General features: G+C 26.5%; 19 protein-coding genes. 13 read left to right on the top strand and 6 right to left on the bottom strand.

Annotation, left to right across the window (positions count from 1 at the left end):
• The first annotated feature begins 136 nt into the window (after positions 1-136).
• Together B0174_RS07075 and B0174_RS07070 are read left to right on the top strand one after the other, a co-directional pair.
• On the top strand, positions 137-421 hold the full coding sequence (locus tag B0174_RS07075) for a hypothetical protein (RefSeq protein ID WP_108559101.1): 285 nt from the start codon (positions 137-139) through the stop codon (positions 419-421).
• 12 nt (positions 422-433) lie between these two features.
• Positions 434-865 carry a L,D-transpeptidase gene (locus B0174_RS07070; protein ID WP_108559099.1) on the top strand — a complete coding sequence of 144 codons (432 nt, stop codon included), beginning with the start codon at positions 434-436 and terminating at the stop codon, positions 863-865.
• 72 nt (positions 866-937) lie between these two features.
• On the opposite strand, the gene pyk is transcribed toward B0174_RS07070, so the two are convergent.
• Positions 938-2,395, bottom strand: coding sequence for a pyruvate kinase (pyk, locus tag B0174_RS07065; RefSeq protein WP_108559096.1), 1,458 nt, complete (start codon positions 2,393-2,395; stop codon positions 938-940).
• Positions 2,396-2,531: 136 nt separating this feature from the next.
• On the opposite strand from pyk, the gene B0174_RS07060 reads away from it, so the two are divergent.
• The 8 genes from B0174_RS07060 to mqnE all read left to right on the top strand — a co-directional run bounded on the left by B0174_RS07060 (position 2,532) and on the right by mqnE (position 8,222).
• A complete protein-coding gene (locus tag B0174_RS07060; protein WP_108559094.1) occupies positions 2,532-3,257 on the top strand; it encodes an OmpA family protein in 726 nt (241 codons plus the stop codon).
• A 50-nt stretch (positions 3,258-3,307) separates the two neighbouring features.
• Positions 3,308-4,315, top strand: a complete 1,008-nt coding sequence (locus B0174_RS07055; RefSeq protein WP_108559092.1) for an SAM-dependent methyltransferase — start codon at positions 3,308-3,310, stop codon at positions 4,313-4,315.
• 49 nt (positions 4,316-4,364) lie between these two features.
• The gene (thiS, locus tag B0174_RS07050) at positions 4,365-4,565 is read left to right on the top strand and encodes a sulfur carrier protein ThiS (protein WP_108559090.1); all 201 of its coding nucleotides are present in this window, start codon (positions 4,365-4,367) and stop codon (positions 4,563-4,565) included.
• A 17-nt stretch (positions 4,566-4,582) separates the two neighbouring features.
• Positions 4,583-4,915: a YraN family protein gene (locus B0174_RS07045; protein ID WP_108559088.1), complete on the top strand. Its 333-nt coding sequence runs from the start codon at positions 4,583-4,585 to the stop codon at positions 4,913-4,915.
• 184 nt (positions 4,916-5,099) lie between these two features.
• Positions 5,100-6,203, top strand: a complete 1,104-nt coding sequence (locus B0174_RS07040) for an aminotransferase class I/II-fold pyridoxal phosphate-dependent enzyme (RefSeq protein ID WP_108559086.1) — start codon at positions 5,100-5,102, stop codon at positions 6,201-6,203.
• Positions 6,190-6,831 (top strand): carbonic anhydrase, encoded by a 642-nt coding sequence (locus B0174_RS07035; RefSeq protein ID WP_108559084.1) that lies wholly within the window; start codon positions 6,190-6,192, stop codon positions 6,829-6,831. The genes B0174_RS07040 and B0174_RS07035 overlap by 14 nt, the downstream gene beginning before the upstream one ends.
• A 1-nt stretch (position 6,832) precedes the next feature.
• A complete protein-coding gene (locus B0174_RS07030; RefSeq protein ID WP_108559082.1) occupies positions 6,833-7,153 on the top strand; it encodes a hypothetical protein in 321 nt (106 codons plus the stop codon).
• 7 nt (positions 7,154-7,160) lie between these two features.
• Positions 7,161-8,222, top strand: coding sequence for an aminofutalosine synthase MqnE (gene mqnE, locus B0174_RS07025; RefSeq protein WP_108559080.1), 1,062 nt, complete (start codon positions 7,161-7,163; stop codon positions 8,220-8,222).
• Positions 8,223-8,233: 11 nt separating this feature from the next.
• Here mqnE and B0174_RS07020 read toward each other — a convergent pair whose 3' ends face one another.
• The 4 genes from B0174_RS07020 to B0174_RS07005 are packed head-to-tail and all read right to left on the bottom strand — an operon-like array spanning position 8,234 to position 12,077.
• On the bottom strand, positions 8,234-9,862 hold the full coding sequence (locus tag B0174_RS07020) for a hypothetical protein (RefSeq protein ID WP_108559078.1): 1,629 nt from the start codon (positions 9,860-9,862) through the stop codon (positions 8,234-8,236).
• Between the two features lie 21 nt (positions 9,863-9,883).
• Complete coding sequence (locus tag B0174_RS07015) at positions 9,884-10,498, bottom strand: lysophospholipid acyltransferase family protein (RefSeq protein ID WP_108559075.1); 615 nt, start codon at positions 10,496-10,498, stop codon at positions 9,884-9,886.
• Positions 10,498-11,808 (bottom strand): tRNA (N6-isopentenyl adenosine(37)-C2)-methylthiotransferase MiaB, encoded by a 1,311-nt coding sequence (gene miaB, locus B0174_RS07010; protein WP_108559073.1) that lies wholly within the window; start codon positions 11,806-11,808, stop codon positions 10,498-10,500. Before miaB ends, B0174_RS07015 begins: the two co-directional genes overlap by 1 nt.
• A 26-nt stretch (positions 11,809-11,834) precedes the next feature.
• Positions 11,835-12,077, bottom strand: a complete 243-nt coding sequence (locus B0174_RS07005; RefSeq protein ID WP_108559071.1) for an HP0268 family nuclease — start codon at positions 12,075-12,077, stop codon at positions 11,835-11,837.
• Between the two features lie 150 nt (positions 12,078-12,227).
• Here B0174_RS07005 and nusA point away from each other — a divergent pair, with 150 nt between their 5' ends.
• From nusA to B0174_RS06990, 3 genes are all read left to right on the top strand, one after another.
• Positions 12,228-13,403, top strand: a complete 1,176-nt coding sequence (gene nusA / locus B0174_RS07000) for a transcription termination factor NusA (protein WP_108559069.1) — start codon at positions 12,228-12,230, stop codon at positions 13,401-13,403.
• Position 13,404: 1 nt separating this feature from the next.
• Positions 13,405-14,805 (top strand): cysteine--tRNA ligase, encoded by a 1,401-nt coding sequence (gene cysS / locus B0174_RS06995; protein WP_108559067.1) that lies wholly within the window; start codon positions 13,405-13,407, stop codon positions 14,803-14,805.
• Positions 14,806-14,899: 94 nt separating this feature from the next.
• Entirely contained in the window at positions 14,900-16,636 is a 1,737-nt protein-coding gene (locus B0174_RS06990; protein WP_108559064.1) for a nitrite/sulfite reductase, read from the top strand.
• 58 nt (positions 16,637-16,694) lie between these two features.
• Here B0174_RS06990 and rpsR read toward each other — a convergent pair whose 3' ends face one another.
• On the bottom strand, positions 16,695-16,961 hold the full coding sequence (gene rpsR / locus B0174_RS06985) for a 30S ribosomal protein S18 (protein ID WP_108559061.1): 267 nt from the start codon (positions 16,959-16,961) through the stop codon (positions 16,695-16,697).
• Positions 16,962-16,972: the final 11 nt, after the last annotated feature.

Genomic DNA, 16,972 nt, shown 5'->3' with positions numbered 1-16,972 from the left:
ATAATCAACTGTACTGTTGAATCCTTAAACTCTTGACTATATTTACTTTGTCTCATTTGCAACCTTTATTCATTTATTTTATCTCAGAATCTTTTAATTCTGAGTATGAATTTATGTTACCTCTCCAGATAAAGCTTTGGCTGAATTTCAGAGAATTGAAAAAGATAAAACTTTTGCAGAGGAGCAAAGGAAAAAAGCTGATGCTGAAACTCTAAGAATTAAAGATGAAAATAAAAAAGTTTTAGCAGAGTTTCAGAAAATTCAATTTGAAACTCTAAAAATTAAAGCTCTTTCAGATGAACAAAGAAAAAAAGCTGATGATGAAACTCTAAAACTTAAGGAAGAAAAAAACAAAACTCTAGCTGAGGAGGAATTACATAATTTAAATGATTTTGAAAATTTACTTATAAAAGTAGATTGAGTTAAAAATATTATGTTTTTAAAGGGCAAAAATAGCAATGGAGAAATTATTGATATAAAAACATACAAAGTTTCAACTGCAAAAACTACTATAAAAAAACCTTTGGGATTGGGTTCTATCACCTCAATATCACTAAATCCTCAGTGGAATCCAACAAATAAAACCTTAAAAGCTTTTAGAGAAAAAGGGATTAATTTACCATCTGTTGTTCCTTTTGGAGATAAACAAAATTATATGGGCGCTGCAAAAATAAATTTAAGTCATAGGGTTAATGGGCAAGATGTTTATCGAATTCATGGTACTTTAAGTGAAGATACAATTGGTACAAATGAATCAAGTGGATGTATTAGGATGAAAAATAAAGAGGTGGTTGAACTAGCAACTTTACTTGAAAAATTCAGTAAAACAAAAAGTTTTAATAATATTAGTGTTGTTTTGGAGTAAAAGTAATAATTCTGAATGTAGCAAAATTCTAATATGGAAAGGATAGATAAATTTTTTATCTATCCTAGTAAATTATTTAGCTTTTTTGTCTTTTTCTTTAAAATTCAAATAATACTCAATTTCAGATGGTGTTAAAATTTTAATAGTATTTGTACTTCCTGGCATTCCAACTGGATAACCAACAGTTGCTACATAAAGTCCATCTTTTTTTAGTTTACCAATTTCATCTAAAGATTTAAGCATTTTTTGAAACATTTTTGAAGCTTGTGCTTCTTTTATTGTACTTATTGGTTCAACTCCCCAAATAGCTGTTAAAGAATTTAAAACTTTTTTCTTATGTGTAAATGTAAAAATAGGAGTTCTTGGTCTATATCTTGACATTTTAAGAGCTGATTTTCCAGAACTTGTAATTGCTAAAATTCCATTTGCTTTTAAATCATCTGCTAGTTTTGTAACGGTTGCTTGAATAACATCAAATTCATCTAAATATGGGAATTTGTATTGTTTATCATAGTTATAAATACCCTCAGTTTTTGCAATAATATTATGCATTGTATCAACTACATTTATTGGGTCTTCTCCAATGGCACTTTCTTCACTAAGCATTACAACATCTGTTCCATCTAAAACAGCATTTGCAACATCTGAGATTTCAGCCCTTGTTGCTCTTTCATTTTGAGTCATTGATAAAAGCATTTGAGTTGCTGTGATTACTGGAATTCCTTTTAAATTTGCTTTTTTAATTAACATTTTTTGAATAGTAGGAACATCATAATAAGGAACTTCTATTCCTAAATCTCCCCTTGCTACCATTATTCCATCACTAGCTTCTATAATTTCATCAATATTTGCAACTGCATCAAATTTTTCAATTTTTGCTATTAATTTACCTTTATATCCACCAAGAAGTTTTCTAGCATTATTCATATCTTTTGCATTTTGTACAAATGAAATAGCAAAATAATCAACTTCATTTTCAATTCCCCAAGCAATATCAATTTCATCTTTTTTTGTAATTACATCAATATCAATTACAGTATTTGGGAAATTCACCCCTTTTCTTGAAGAAAGAATTCCGTGATTTTCGATTCTTGCTTTTACTTCTTTTCCTGTTTCAATAACTTTTGCTCTAATTGTTCCATCATATAAATATATATATTCATCAATTTTAACTTTTCCTAAAATATCAGGATAATTAATAGAAACGACATACTCTTTATCTGCTTTTTTATATCCAACTATTTCATCTTTTAAAAAAGTAATAACATCATCTCTATATAGTTCAAAAGGTTCTTTTAAATCACCAATTCTTACTTTTGGTCCTGAAATATCTTGTAAAACTCCTACTGTTTTATTTAGGTTTTTCATGGCCGTTCTAATATTATTTAATGTTTCTAAATGATACTCATGACTTCCGTGTGAAAAGTTCAATCTAAACATATTTGTACCAGCTTTTATTAGCCCTTCAATCATTTCAATGCTATGGCTTGCTGGGCCTAAAGTTGCTAATATTTTTGTTCTTTTTTCCATAGTTTTTCCTTATTTAATTATATTTGATTATAACATACAATTATTACAAGTCAAGTAACTTTTCTCTATAACAATTATTTCACAAATAAGATGATAGAATCACGATAAATAAAATAAATTATACAAAGGTTTTTATATGAAATTATTCAATTTTAAAACAATTATTTCTTCAATAGCAATCGCAACAATGATTAGTGGTTGCGCTCAAACAACGGGAAATCAAACTTATGACCAAAATCAAAATGCGATTTTAGGAACAACTCTTGGAGCAATTGCTGGTATTGTTCTTGGAAATAATATTGGTGGTGGAAATAAAGGAAGAAACAAAGTAATTGGAGCTGTTGCAGGTGCTGCAATTGGTGGAGCTGTTGGTTATAGTATGGATAATCAAGCAAAAGAAGTTGCTCAAAGTTTAAATACAAATGTAAACAATAATCCAACAGCAGCGCTTGACCCAAACCAAGATTTAATAGTTTCAAATACAGACAACTATGTAAAAATCATGTTTAGAGATGATATGATGTTTGAAACAAACTCTGAAAACCCAACTTATGCTGCTGGAACAAAAATAGCAAAAATCACTACTGTTTTACAAAAATATCCAAATACTTTAGTTCAAGTTGTGGGTCATACAGATAGTCGTGGAACTCACGCTTATAATCTTACTTTATCAGAAAAAAGAGCTACAAATGTTGGGAATATTATAAACAACACAGGTGTTCAAAATCAAATCTTCTCAAGAGGTTGCTCATTTGATAAACCAATAGCTGCAAATACAAGTGATGCAAATATGGGATTAAATAGAAGAGTTGAAGTTTATTTATATCCAAATCAACAATCTGTTATTGATGTTTGTAGATAAAAAGAGAAATCTTTTTATCTGCTAAATCTACTTTTTGATACAATTCTTTTATGATTACTTTTAATGAATACTTCAACGATTGGCTTTATGGTCAAAATGCTTATTACTCAAACTACAAACAAATAGGAAAAGATGGTGATTTTTTCACTTCAGTTTCCACTTCATCTTTTTTTGGTGGTTCAATCGCTAAAAAAATCATCTCTTCAATTGAAGAAGGATTTTTACCAAATAATACGACTATTTTGGAAATTGGCGCTCATCATGGATATTTATTAGCTGATATTATTCAATTTATTTATACTTTAAAACCAGAACTTTTAGAGACTCTAAATTTTGCAATAGTTGAGCGATTTTCAAATCTTCAAGAACAGCAAAAAAAATATCTTTTTGACTCTTTTGGAGATTTAATAAAATTAAAACATTATGATGATTTAAATGAAGTAAAACTAGAAAATGCTTATGTTCTTGCAAACGAAATATTTGATGCTTTTTCTTGTGATTTAGTTTATACAAATAAAGAAAATATTTTGCAACAAGCTTTTGTACAAAATCACAAAATAGAATTTGTTGATTGTATTGATGAAAATATTATAAATCACTGTAAAAAATATCATATTACAAAAGGTGAAGTTGCCCTTTCATATAAAGATTTTGTAAATACTTTATGTCAAAATGTAAGAAGTTTTGAATTTCTTACTTTTGATTATGGAGATAAATTTCCAAGAAATGATTTTTCAACAAGAGTTTATAAAAAACACAGTGTTTTTCCTATTTTTGAAGAAAATTTACCTTTAGAAAAACTCTTTAAAAACTCTGATATTACTTATGATGTTCATTTTAATTATCTAAGTGATTGTTTTAAAGAAAATAATATCACACAAATAAAATTCAATACTCAATTAAAATCTTTAGTTGAATTTGGAATTTTAGATTTACTTGAAATTTTAAAAGCAAATGTTGATGAAACAACATATTTAAAACAAACTCAAAAAGTAAAAGTATTATTAGAACCAACAGGAATGGGCGATAGATTTAAATCACTGAATATTAGGAAATAAGTTAACTCTTTGTATAATCTTTTTTTATAAAAATATCAAAAGGTATGAAATGACACTTATAATAAATGGTGAAATAAAAGAGTTTTCGCAGGATTCAACGCTTCAAAATATTATTACAAATTTACAAATAGAAAATAAAGTAATGGCAGCAGCTGTTAATATGAACATCGTAAAAAAAGATGATTGGAACAATTTTATTCCAAAAAATGACGATAAAATCGAACTTCTTCAATTTGTTGGTGGAGGATGAAATAAAAGTAAAAGAGTATGAGTAAACAAAAAGGAGATTTTGCTGAAAAAAAAGCAATCTCTTTTTTAGAAGAATTAGATTTTAAAATAATTGAACAAAACTTCTATGCAAAAAAACTAGGAGAAATAGATATTATTGCCACCAAAAATTCTATCTATCACTTTTGTGAAGTAAAATCTGCAAATGATTATGAAACTGCTATAAATAACATTACAAATTCAAAACTATCAAAAATAAAAAGAAGTGTAGATTATTATATTCAAAGTAAAAAACTTGATATTTCATATTGTATTGATGCTATTATCGTGACTGATGAGAGTATAGATTTTATTGAAAATATAACTATTTAGAAGAATAAAAGAAAGAGATGAAGGTCGCATAAACATCTCTTTCTTTTAAAAACTAGTATATAAAATTAGTGTAGGAATTATAACAACTCATCGTAGCAATAATCTAGCATATATAAAAATTCTAAAATTTAATTTTTTATTAGCACTTTTTAGTTATCATACTCAAATACTTACGGAGAAATATTTGTACTCAAAAGAACTAGAATCTATTAAAAAATCAAATCGTTTTAGAACAAGAGAAGTTTTTAATGATAATTTAATTGATTTAGCTTCAAATGATTATTTAGGACTTTCTACAAACCAAACTCTTTTTCAAAATGCTTATGAAACTATTATAAAAGAAAAATATCACTCACCAAAAGCTTCAATGTTAGTAAATGGATATAGTAAAATTCACAAAAAATTTGAAGATAGATTATGTGAAATAAATGGTTTTGAAGCAGGTGTTATAGTAGGTTCTGGATTTTTGGCAAATATTTCTATGATTGAAGCACTATGTAGAAAGAATGATACTATTTTTATAGATGAAGAGTACCATGCAAGTGGAATATTGGCTTCAAAACTTTTAAAACCTGAACAAGTTATTATTTTTAAACACAATGATTTTAAAGATTTAGAAAAAAAGATTTCAACAAATCAAAGAAAAGGAAGAAATATAATAGCAATTGAGGGTGTTTATTCTATGGGTGGTGATTTGGCTCCATTAGAAATATTTGAAATAGCAAACAAACAAAAAGCTATTTTAATAGTAGATGAAGCCCATAGTTTTGGAGTAATTGGAGATAATCTTTTAGGTATTTTTGATTATTATAAAATTAAGCCAACTAAATATCATGTAAAAATGGGGACTTTAGGAAAAGCTTATGGTTCTTATGGAGCTTATATTTTAGCTTCTAAACAAATTATAGATTTTCTAACAAATAGAGCAAAACCAATTATATATTCAACCGCTCCATCACTTTTTGATACTGCACTTGCAAATGAATCTTTGGATTTTATTATAAAAAATAAAGAACTATTAAAAGAAAAAATAAAAACTAATTTAACTATTATTCATAATATCTTGGGTTTAAAGTCCCAAAGTTTAATTATTCCTATATTAATAGGTGATAATAAACTAGCAAAAAAAATACAAGAAAATTTAAAACAAAATGGTTTTTTAGTTGGTGCAATTAGGCAACCCACAGTAAAAGAGGCAATTATTAGATTAATTGCAAAAATAGATATAAATGAAGATGATTTAACAAAAGTATGCAACTTATTAAAGGATTCAAATGTTAATAAATGATTTAATAAAAGGAAATAAAAAATTTAGAGAAGCTAGTTTTCCTAAATATGAGGGTAATTTAAAAGATTTAGTTGAAAAAGGACAAAAACCTGAAATTCTTTTTGTCGGGTGTAGTGATAGTAGAGTTACACCTGACTTAATGCTTGATACAAAACCTGGAGATATGTTTATTTTAAGAAATGTTGGAAATTTTGTCCCTCCTTATAGCCCTGATGATGATTACCATGGTAGTTCTGCAGTAATAGAATATGCTGTTTCTATTTTACATGTTAAACATATTATTATTTGTGGTCACTCTCATTGTGGTGCTTGTAAAAGCTTATATCAAGATATTGGAAATGCTCCTGAATTAGTTCATGTTAAAAAATGGCTAGAACTTGGAAAAAGAGCAAAAGAATATACACTTCTTGCAATTCAAGACAAATCTGATAAAGAAAAACTTTATAGAGCGACAGAGAGAATTTCAATTGTACATCAAATGGAAAATCTTTTAACATTTCCAGAAGTTGAAAGAAAAGTAAAAAGTGGTGAATTGCAGATTCATGGTTGGTATTATAGAATTGAAGATGGAACAATTGAATATTATGATGGAGAAGAGTGTTCATTTAAACCACTAAAGGAAAATTAAGATGAATACTCATCAAGTTAGAAAATTACCAAAAAAAACTGTTGTTATTATAAGTATTATTATTGCTATTGCTTTTATAATATTTTATATAATAAAAGATTTAAAAGAAAAAAGAATATCTGAAGTTCTTGCCACAATTGGATATACAAATATAAAACAACTAAAAGTTATAAATAAATTAGAAGTAGAAGATAGTGAAACTAGATATAAAAGTAGTGTTTACAAAGTTATTTTCTATGATAATGATTTAAATCAAAGTTGTATAGGTTTTATTCATCAAGAAAGAAACCAACAATATACAAAAGATTTTAACTGTAAATAGGAAAGATATGAATATTATTGAAAAATTAGAAAAACAAGAAAGATTAAATTACGAAGATGCAATTAAATTATATGATTTAGATTTATTCACACTTGCTGAATATGCAAATAAAATAAGAACTGATAAACATGGTAAAAAAACCTATTTTAATATTAATAGACATATAAACCCAACAAATGTTTGTAAAGATGTTTGTCAATTTTGTGCATATAGTGCAAGTAGAAAAAATCCAGATCAATGGACAATGACACATGATGAGATTTTAGAAATAGTAAAAAATTCATCTAAAAATGATATTAAAGAAGTTCATATCGTATCAGCACATAATCCTCATACTGGATTACAATGGTATATGGATGTATTTAGAAAAATAAAAGAAAATTTTCCAGCAATTCATGTAAAAGCATTAACAGCTGCTGAAATTCACTTCTTAAGTACTGAGTATAATTTATCTTATCAAGAAATTATAGATATGATGATTAAACATGGAGTTGATTCAATGCCAGGTGGTGGTGCTGAAATTTTTGATGAAAAAGTACGGAAAAAAATCTGTGGTGGAAAAGTTACATCAGAACAATGGCTAGAAATTCATAGACTTTGGCATACAGCTGGCAAAAAAAGTAACGCTACAATGCTATTTGGTCATGTTGAAGATAGAAACCACAGAATTGATCATATGATTAGATTAAGAGATTTACAGGACATTACAGGTGGCTTTAATGCCTTTATTCCTTTAGTTTATCAAACTGAAAATAATTACCTAAAAGTAAAAGAGCCATTAACTGGTCAAGAAATTTTAAAAACTTATGCAATTGCTAGAATATTACTTGATAATATTCCAAACATAAAAGCATATTGGGCAACTTCAACAGTAAAATTAGCTTTAATTGCGCAGGAATATGGAGCAAATGATGTTGATGGAACTATAGAAAAAGAATCTATTCAAAGTGCAGCAGGAGCAACAAGTGCAAATGGAATAGCACAGTTAGAGTTTGTTGATTTGATTAAAAATTCTGGATTTATACCAGTTGAGAGAGACTCAATTTATAATGAAATAAAAACTTGGTAATTTCCAAGTTTTTATTTTGTTTCTTCTTTTTCTTCGTCTTTAACTTCTTCTTTTGAATCATTATGTTGATTAAATACTAAAACAAATTCAATTTCAATCCCTGATTGCGTTTTTAACATACTAATAGGATAAGCAATATGAATTGAATATAATTCATTATTTAATACATCAATCATATCAAAAAATTCTCTTGGATCTTTTACTAAAATATTTACAGAATATACAAATCTTGTAATTGTACTATTACTAGCTGTTGTGTTAAACTTGATTATTGAATCAATTGGCATTAAAATCTTTAATTGTTCAGTCACTCTGTCCAAAGCCATAAACTCATCTGTTAAATATTCTTTATCATAAGTTTTGTAAGTTTTATTTAATTCAATTTCATTTCGTGCAAGAACTACGCCATCAATATTAACTTTTTTATCACTTGATGTTGTAGAATAAACAACATCTTTATATAATTTATTTAAATTAGGTTTTAATGCTGTTGCAAAAACTACTTCATTTAAAAAGTTACCTTTTAATTCTAAAATATTTTTCTCTATTTTTAATTCATTCAAATATACTTCATTTGGAATTGTGTTGAATATTGATTTAACTCTTTGTTCTATTTGATCATTTAAAGCTAAATGATCAGGTAATTCAAGTATATCTTCAATTTTTTGAATATCCACAGTTTTCCCAGAAACTGTTTCATTTTTAAATAAATTATTAAAATCTACTTTTAAATATACCTGATAAGCTAAAAACCCAACTGCTAATATAAATAAAAAGATATATAAATTAGTATAATTTCTTTTCTTTTTCTTTTTTCTAGGTTTTATAAAACTTTTCTTTAAATGTTTATCTCTTGATAATTCAAAAAGCTCTTCATCAATATTTATTGGATGGTAATCTACTTTTAAAAGTAAATCTTCACCTAATTGTTCAATTTGTTCTTGTGATAATTGTTTTGAAACATAAAGTAATGTAACTTTTTCAACGAAAACATTATTCTTTTTTTCATAAAATGTATTTAATGTATTATGAATAATTTCATTTAATTCTAAATAATAAATTTCATCAAAAAGCTTTTGTCCATCAATATCATCTTCATAAAAATGTGTTTTTTTAATAGTATCAAAACAAGCCAAATCTAAAATCGTATTATGTACAATAACTCCAGCAGCATCTAAAATAACTATAAAAGCTTTACTGTTAAATAAAAATACAATGATTTCACTTCTTGATATATTTTTTTCTATATGAAGATTTATTAAATGAAAAGCTGAATAAATATAATCTATTCCTGTTTTTACAAAATAATTTTTTGTCTCAAATAGTGTTGTTTTTAAAACTGCAATATCAAATTCATTATTGAATTTTGCTATTTCACAATCTTTTAATTTTGCAGATATTGCTTTAGGAACAAGTTTTGTAGTATCGTTTATTAATAATGTAGAAATATATGTACTGTCAATTTCTTGCTGTGAAGAATTTAATTTCTGAGCTATGTCAAAAGGTAATAAATCATTATCAACTAAAAAAACAGAATTATTTGTATCAATAATCTCTTCATTATTCAATTTCTTATAATCAAGTTTTAATTGAGTATCATATTTCACAGCATTAATATATAAAGACTCTTTAGTAAACATATATTTCCTATCTAATTTCTTTTAAAGTATAGTATTTAATAACATTTTGTTTTTAATAAAATCGCGTGCTTCTTCAAATTCTAAGTTACTAATATCATAAGGTTCAGACATATAAAAATCAATTCTTCCAAAAAGTTTTGGTAAAACAAATTTATCCCAAGAATTAAATTGCCAATAAGATTTAGGTTTTGCACTTAAGACAATGATTCTAGCACCACTTTTTTGGGCAATTGCAATTACACCATCAGCAACAGTATGTCTAGGACCTCTTGGACCATCAGGAGTTATTGCAATATCAACTCCTGATTTAATTTCTCTAATTGTACTAATTAATGCTTTAGTAGCACCTTTAGATGAAGAACCTCTAATTGAGCCTCCTCCAAATAAAGAGTAGATTTTAGAGATAATCTCACCATCTTTACTTTGACTTATTAATGTCTTGATAACACCATTTGGTCTATTTTTAAAATAATTCATTGGCTGACAAACTAAATCACCATGCCATGCAACAAAAATGAAAGCTTCATCATCTCTTAATTTTGGATGGTGAAAAACTTTTTTATTTGTTAGATAGATAAACTTAACTATCAAATATAATACATAAGGTAATATATTAAATTTAAAATAATTCTTCATTAAAGAACGACTTCACCTTTTAATGAAGTTCTTGAAGCATCTGTGATTTTTATATCTATAAATTTACCTAAAAGATCATCACTTCCTTTTGTAAATACTTGTAAAAGATTATCTGTAAAACCACAAACTTCACCATTTGGTTTTAAAGATTCAATAAGAACATTCATTGTTTGACCAATATATGTATCCATTTTTTTCTCTAAATGTCTTTTATGAAGTTCAATTAATTCAATTAGTCTTGCGCTTCCAATTTCATCATCTATTTCTAAATGTGCCATATTTAAAGCTTCCGTTCCTGGTCTTGGAGAATATTTAAAGTTGAAAATTTGATCAAATTCAACTTGATTTACAACATCCAAACTATCTTCAAAATTCTCTTGTGTTTCACCTGGAAATGCAACAATAATATCAGTTGTAATTCTAAGATTTGGAACAAGTGCTCTTAATTTTGAAGCTCTATTTAAAAACCACTCTTTAGTATAACCTCTTTTCATAGCTCTTAAAATTTTTGTTGAACCACTTTGTAAAGGCATATGAATACATTTTGAGATTTTTGGATTTCTTGCAAACTCTTCAATAAAATCATCATCCATATGTAAAGGATGTGGTGATGTAAATCTAATTCGTTCTAAACCTTCTATTTTTGAAACATCTTGTAAAAGATTTGTAAATGAATATTTACCTCTTCCATCTGAAAAATTTCTTCCATAAGAGTTAACATTTTGTCCTAAAAGTGTAACTTCAACAGCACCTAACGCAACAGATTTTCGTACCTGTTCTACTATCATCTCAGGTGGAATAGAAATCTCTTCACCTCTTGTGCTTGGAACTATACAATATGTACATTTTTTATCACAACCAACAGAGATATTTACACTTGCTCTATATTGATTTGTTTTTGCAGTTGAAAACTCATACATAGATTCATCATTATCAATAGAAATCTCGACAGAACCTTTAACATCAACTACATCTTTGATTTTTGAAATATTTCTAGCGCCTAAAACAAAGTCAACATAAGGTGCCCTTTTAATAATATCTTCACCTAAATGTGATGCTGTACAGCCACATACGCCAATTTTTGCACCTTTTTTTTTCTTTTTATTAAACTGACCAATTTCAGAAAAAAGTTTAGAAACAGGTTTTTCTCTAACAGAACAAGTATTTATAATAATTAAATCAGCTTCTTCCATATTTGAAGTTGTAGTGTAACCTTTGTGTTTTTCAAGTTCTGCTTGAATATGTTGGCTGTCTGTATCATTCATTTGACAGCCTATTGTTTGTATAAATAGTTTTTTATTTTGACTCATATTTTTTTTACTTAAATACCTAAATATTAAAGTGCATGAACCTCATACATATACTCATCATCAGCTAAACCATATTTAACTTCTCTAAAGTAAACATTAGAACCTTCTTTTTCTAAAGCATCAACTAACGCCATCATATCTTTATGAGAATTATCTCTATCAAAATAAAAAATCTTTTGACCATCTTTCTTTAAATCTTCTTTGATTTTATCTAATTGCACTTTTTTTGGTTTTTCATTTAACTCATTTCTTGCAAATAATAATTCCATTTATTAAGCCTTTTTCTTTTTTAATTAATTATATATTCTATCCCAAAATTACTTTAATTTCTATAAAAGGGTATTTTAGCTATACTAATAACCTATACTACATTGGAAATCAAAACAATCATTTCAATGTCAACAAATAAAAGGTTATTAATGGATAAAATAATAGATATTTTAGATTCAATTGCATATGAAAAAGGTCTCAAAATTGATGATGTTGAAAATGCACTAAAAGAGGCTTTAATTAAAACTGCCCAAAAGATGGTAGATGAATCATTAATTTTTGATGCAAATATTGATAGAGCTAATAAAAAACTTAAGTTATTTCAAAAAATTGAAGTAGTAAGTGAAGAGGATGAAAGATTTCTTGCTAATGCTGTTACTAAATTTGGTCATGCAGTAAACTATGAAAATTTTATTACACTAGAAGAAGCAAAACAAATTGATCCTGATTTAGAAATCGGTGACTTTATGAACTACGATTTAGAATTTGAAAATATGGGAAGAAATGCAGCTACCATTTTACATAGTAATTTTGAATATAGACTTCAAAGATTTATTGAAGAGAATATTGTTAGTAAATATAAAGATAAAATAGGACAAACTGTTTCTGGATCAGTTACAAGAATTGATAAACAAGAAAATACTTATATCGAAATTGGTGAAGTAAAAGGTATTTTACAAAGAAAAAGTAGAATAAAAGGTGAATCTTTTAAAATTGGTGATGTTGTAAAAGCCGTTGTTAAAGGTGTAAATATCGATAAAATAAATGGTTTATTAATTGATATTTCAAGAACTTCCCCAAAATTTTTAGAAAATCTTTTAGCACTTGAGGTTCCTGAACTTAAAGACAAAAAAGTAACTATTGAAGCAAGTGCTAGAATTCCAGGTACTAGGTCTAAAATTGCTTTATTATCTATTGATCCACAGATTGATCCAATTGGTTCTGTTGTTGGGGTAAAAGGTGTAAGAATTGGCTCTGTTTCAAAACAACTTCATGGTGAAAATATTGATTGTGTTGAATACTCAACAATTCCTGAAATGTTCATTGCTAGAGCTTTATCACCTGCACTTGTAAATAGTGTAAAAATCGAAAAAGCTCCAACCTATGGAGAAAAAGGAAAAGCAATTGTTACGATTCCTAGTGATCAAAAATCAAAAGCAATTGGAAAAGCTGGTTTAAATATTAGATTAGCTTCAATGCTTACAAAATACGATATTGAATTAGTTGAAGTTGCTTCATTATCAAGTTCAACAACAACTAATGAGAAAAATATTATTGAAGACAAAACGACAGACACAGCATCTTTAGAAGCATTATTTAAATAACATGTTACTACATATTTACGACTCAGTAAAAAAGGAAAAAGTAGAGTTTAACTCTATTATTCCTAATGTGGCTAAAATTTATGTTTGTGGACCAACTGTTTATGATGATTCACATTTAGGTCATGCAAGAAGTGCAATAGCTTTTGATTTGCTTCATAGAGTTTTAAAAGCCAATGATTATGAAGTAATAATGACAAAAAATTTCACTGACATTGATGATAAAATCATTAAAAAAATGAATGAAACTTCAAAATCTCTTGAAGAAATAACAACTAATTATATAAATACTTACAAAGCTGATATGAAAGCTTTAAACATCTTAGATAATACTATTGAACCAAAAGCCACTGAAAATCTTGAAATTATGAAAGATATGATTTCAAATCTAATTTCAAAAGATATTGCCTACAAAACAAGTGATAGTGTATATTTTGATACTTCTAAAGACAACTCTTATGGAACATTATCACACAAAGTAAATGATAAAAATTCACAAGCTAGAGTTGAAGCAAATCTTGAAAAAAGAAATCCATCTGATTTTGCTTTATGGAAATTTGCTAAAACAAATGATGTAAGTTTTGAAGCGCCATTTGGACTTGGGAGACCAGGTTGGCATATTGAATGTTCAGCTATGATTGAGAAACATTTAGCTTATAAAGATTCAGAGTTTCAAATTGATATTCACGGTGGTGGAGCTGATTTACTTTTTCCTCATCATGAAAATGAAGCTGCGCAAACAAGATGTTCAAGTGGACAAAATCTTGCAAAATATTGGATGCATAATGGTTTTGTAAATATTGATGGGGAGAAAATGAGTAAATCTTTAGGGAACTCATTTTTTCTAAAAGATGTTTTAAAATCATATAGTGGTGAAATTATAAGATTTTATTTAATGTCAGCTCATTACAGAGCTAATTTTAATTTTAATGAAGAAGATTTAATCGCCTCTAAAAAAAGACTTGATAAGCTATACAGACTTAAAAAAAGAGTTTATGCTATTGAACCATCTGATTTGAATATAAAATTCTCTGAAGAGATTTTTAATGCTTTAAATGATGATATAAATACTTCAAAAGCATTTTCAATTATTGATGAAATGATTGGAAATGCAAATGATAAATTAGATGCCAATCCAAAAGATAAAAATCTAAAAAAAGAGATAGTTGCAAATATTTTATTTATCAATAATATATTAGGAATTGGATTTAATGATGCTTTTGAATACTTCCAATTTGGAATTGATGAAAAAACCAAAAATAAAATTGAACAATTAATAAATGAAAGAAATGAAGCAAAAAAACAAAAGGATTTTCTAAGTGCAGATGCAATTAGAGATGAACTTACAAAACTTGAAATATCTGTAATGGACACAACAAACGGTGTTGTATGGGAAAAGATTTAAATTTTTCCCATATTTCATATAATTGACTTAAATCTATAAAAACTTTTTTAATTAATGATAAAATCTTATAAAATTTTAAGATTTAAGGTTTTATATGTCTAAAAAAGATTTACTTGTAATAGAAATGAATAATAAAGAAGATATGGAATGCTTCAACTTCAGAGAAAAACTTAAACTTGCACAAAAACCCTATGACTATTTTAAAGAGATAAAAAATTTAAATTTTGATCAATTAGCATCAAGTGACAGAATATTTTTGCAAGATTTTGGTATTTATAATAATGAATTAAATGATGAAGAGTTTATGCTAAGACTTCGTTTCCCAGCAGGTAAAATCTCAAATGATTCACTTCTATTAATCTCAAACTTAGCACAAAAGTATAATCTACAAATAATTTTAACAGCTCGGGCTGGAATACAACTACATGGATTAAATTCAAGTAATATATTAGAAGTTTTCAATCAAATAAATTCACAAAATATAAGTTCATATCAAAGTTTTGGTGATAATGTCAGAAATATCACAAGTGATATTTTTGATGGAATTGGAATATATAATATAATTGAAGTATTTCCGTATATTGAACAAATGCAAACATATATATTAAATAATCCAGATTATGTAGGGTTACTCCCTCGAAGACTATCTATTGGGATTTCAGGTTCTTATTCAAATATTAATTCATTTTTTGCAAGTGATATTTATTTTGCTTTAGCCAAAAAAGATGATGTGTTTGGTTTTAATGTTTATTTAGGAGGTAAAAATACTCAGATAGCACAAGATGCAAATATCTTTTTATACAAAGAAGAAATATTTGAATTTTTTAAAGCATTTATTCAAATGTTTAATAAATATGGGCTTAGATTAGATAGACAAAGAAATAGATTATATAACTTAATTGAAGAAATAGGAATTGAAAAATTAAAAGAATATTTAATAACAATTTATAATAAAAAGTGGCAACCAAAAGGAGAAATTTTTTTAGAGAAAAAATCTTTCAATGAGTTTGAGAAACTAAAAAATAATAAGTACTCTTTTTGTTATCGTTCACTTTTTGCTAGAATTCAAGCTTCTGAATTATTAGAAATTGCAAACTGGGCAATAAAAGATAATTTAGAAGTTAGATTAGGTACAGATCAACAAATTTATATTTTTAATTTAGAAGAGCCTAAAGTTTCTATCATTCATTATAATGGTAATAGAACGATGCTTGCATGCGCGGGAAGCGATTTTTGCCCTTATGCTTATTGGAATATTAAAGATGAAATTCAAAGTTTACCTTTAGAAAAAATTGAACGAAATAATATATTAGTAGGGTTTTCAGGTTGTTTAAAAGGTTGTGCAAAACATGAACATAGTGATATTGGATTAGTTGGATTAAAATCTGATGTACATGGAAAAAGAGAGAAAACAGCAAGAATTTATTTAGGTGGACTTTATACTTTTGGAGAAGCAAATGCAAGAAAAATATTTAATGCCATACCTCTTCATAGTTTAAAAGAAATATTGGAAATAATAATTGATGAGTATGAACAAAGTATATACACTACATTTGAATCTTTTTCTAAAAATTTATTAAACAATTTTAATACCGATTTTTTAAGTTCTTGGTTTTTAGCAAAATTTAAAACTAAAGAAAAAGTTTATTTAAAAAATAATATTAGTGAAGAGGAATTATTTCAAAAATATTTCAAAAAATATTCATTTTATAAGATCCAAGAAAACAATGACTTTAATATTATAACTCAAAGTTTATATAAAAATCTTTGGTTTAGTAACGAGTCTAAAGAAGATAAAAAATTAAATACAACATATGTTTTAAAAGCCTAAACATAAAAAAAGGGAAGAAGTAAAACTTCTTCCCTTTTTTATTTACTAAAAATAAATATTAGTAAAATGATCTTGAATATGCAGTATCAGTGATATTTTTTGTATCAACAATGTATGGAACTAATGCCATATGTCTTGCTCTTTTGATTGCTTTTTCTACCATTTCTTGTGAATTTTTAGAGTTACCAGTAAGTCTTCTAGGCATGATTTTACCTCTTTCACTCATTGATAATTTTAATAATTCTGTATTTTTATAATCGATAAAATCAACTTTCATCTCAGTATATTTACAATATTTTTTTCCGTACTTTCTTCTTTCTGCCATTTGATGTCCTT

It is taken from the genome of Arcobacter caeni (genome assembly GCF_003063245.1).
In the GTDB taxonomy this organism is placed as follows: domain Bacteria; phylum Campylobacterota; class Campylobacteria; order Campylobacterales; family Arcobacteraceae; genus Aliarcobacter; species Aliarcobacter caeni.
Note: the sequence above shows the minus strand (reverse complement) of the source record. Positions and strands in the feature narration are given on the sequence as shown.

Bases quoted from the DNA above. Each gene is read 5' to 3' on its own strand.
- B0174_RS07005 (WP_108559071.1), bottom strand. From the start codon at position 12,077: ATGGAATTATTATTTGCAAGAAATGAGTTAAATGAAAAACCAAAAAAA.
- B0174_RS07015 (WP_108559075.1), bottom strand. From the start codon at position 10,498: ATGAAGAATTATTTTAAATTTAATATATTACCTTATGTATTATATTTG.
- rpsR (WP_108559061.1), bottom strand. From the start codon at position 16,961: ATGGCAGAAAGAAGAAAGTACGGAAAAAAATATTGTAAATATACTGAG.
- B0174_RS07045 (WP_108559088.1), top strand. From the start codon at position 4,583: ATGAGTAAACAAAAAGGAGATTTTGCTGAAAAAAAAGCAATCTCTTTT.
- mqnE (WP_108559080.1), top strand. From the start codon at position 7,161: ATGAATATTATTGAAAAATTAGAAAAACAAGAAAGATTAAATTACGAA.
- B0174_RS06990 (WP_108559064.1), top strand. From the start codon at position 14,900: ATGTCTAAAAAAGATTTACTTGTAATAGAAATGAATAATAAAGAAGAT.
- nusA (WP_108559069.1), top strand. From the start codon at position 12,228: ATGGATAAAATAATAGATATTTTAGATTCAATTGCATATGAAAAAGGT.
- B0174_RS07055 (WP_108559092.1), top strand. From the start codon at position 3,308: ATGATTACTTTTAATGAATACTTCAACGATTGGCTTTATGGTCAAAAT.
- pyk (WP_108559096.1), bottom strand. From the start codon at position 2,395: ATGGAAAAAAGAACAAAAATATTAGCAACTTTAGGCCCAGCAAGCCAT.
- cysS (WP_108559067.1), top strand. From the start codon at position 13,405: ATGTTACTACATATTTACGACTCAGTAAAAAAGGAAAAAGTAGAGTTT.
- miaB (WP_108559073.1), bottom strand. From the start codon at position 11,808: ATGAGTCAAAATAAAAAACTATTTATACAAACAATAGGCTGTCAAATG.
- B0174_RS07070 (WP_108559099.1), top strand. From the start codon at position 434: ATGTTTTTAAAGGGCAAAAATAGCAATGGAGAAATTATTGATATAAAA.
- B0174_RS07020 (WP_108559078.1), bottom strand. From the start codon at position 9,862: ATGTTTACTAAAGAGTCTTTATATATTAATGCTGTGAAATATGATACT.
- B0174_RS07035 (WP_108559084.1), top strand. From the start codon at position 6,190: ATGTTAATAAATGATTTAATAAAAGGAAATAAAAAATTTAGAGAAGCT.
- B0174_RS07060 (WP_108559094.1), top strand. From the start codon at position 2,532: ATGAAATTATTCAATTTTAAAACAATTATTTCTTCAATAGCAATCGCA.
- B0174_RS07030 (WP_108559082.1), top strand. From the start codon at position 6,833: ATGAATACTCATCAAGTTAGAAAATTACCAAAAAAAACTGTTGTTATT.
- thiS (WP_108559090.1), top strand. From the start codon at position 4,365: ATGACACTTATAATAAATGGTGAAATAAAAGAGTTTTCGCAGGATTCA.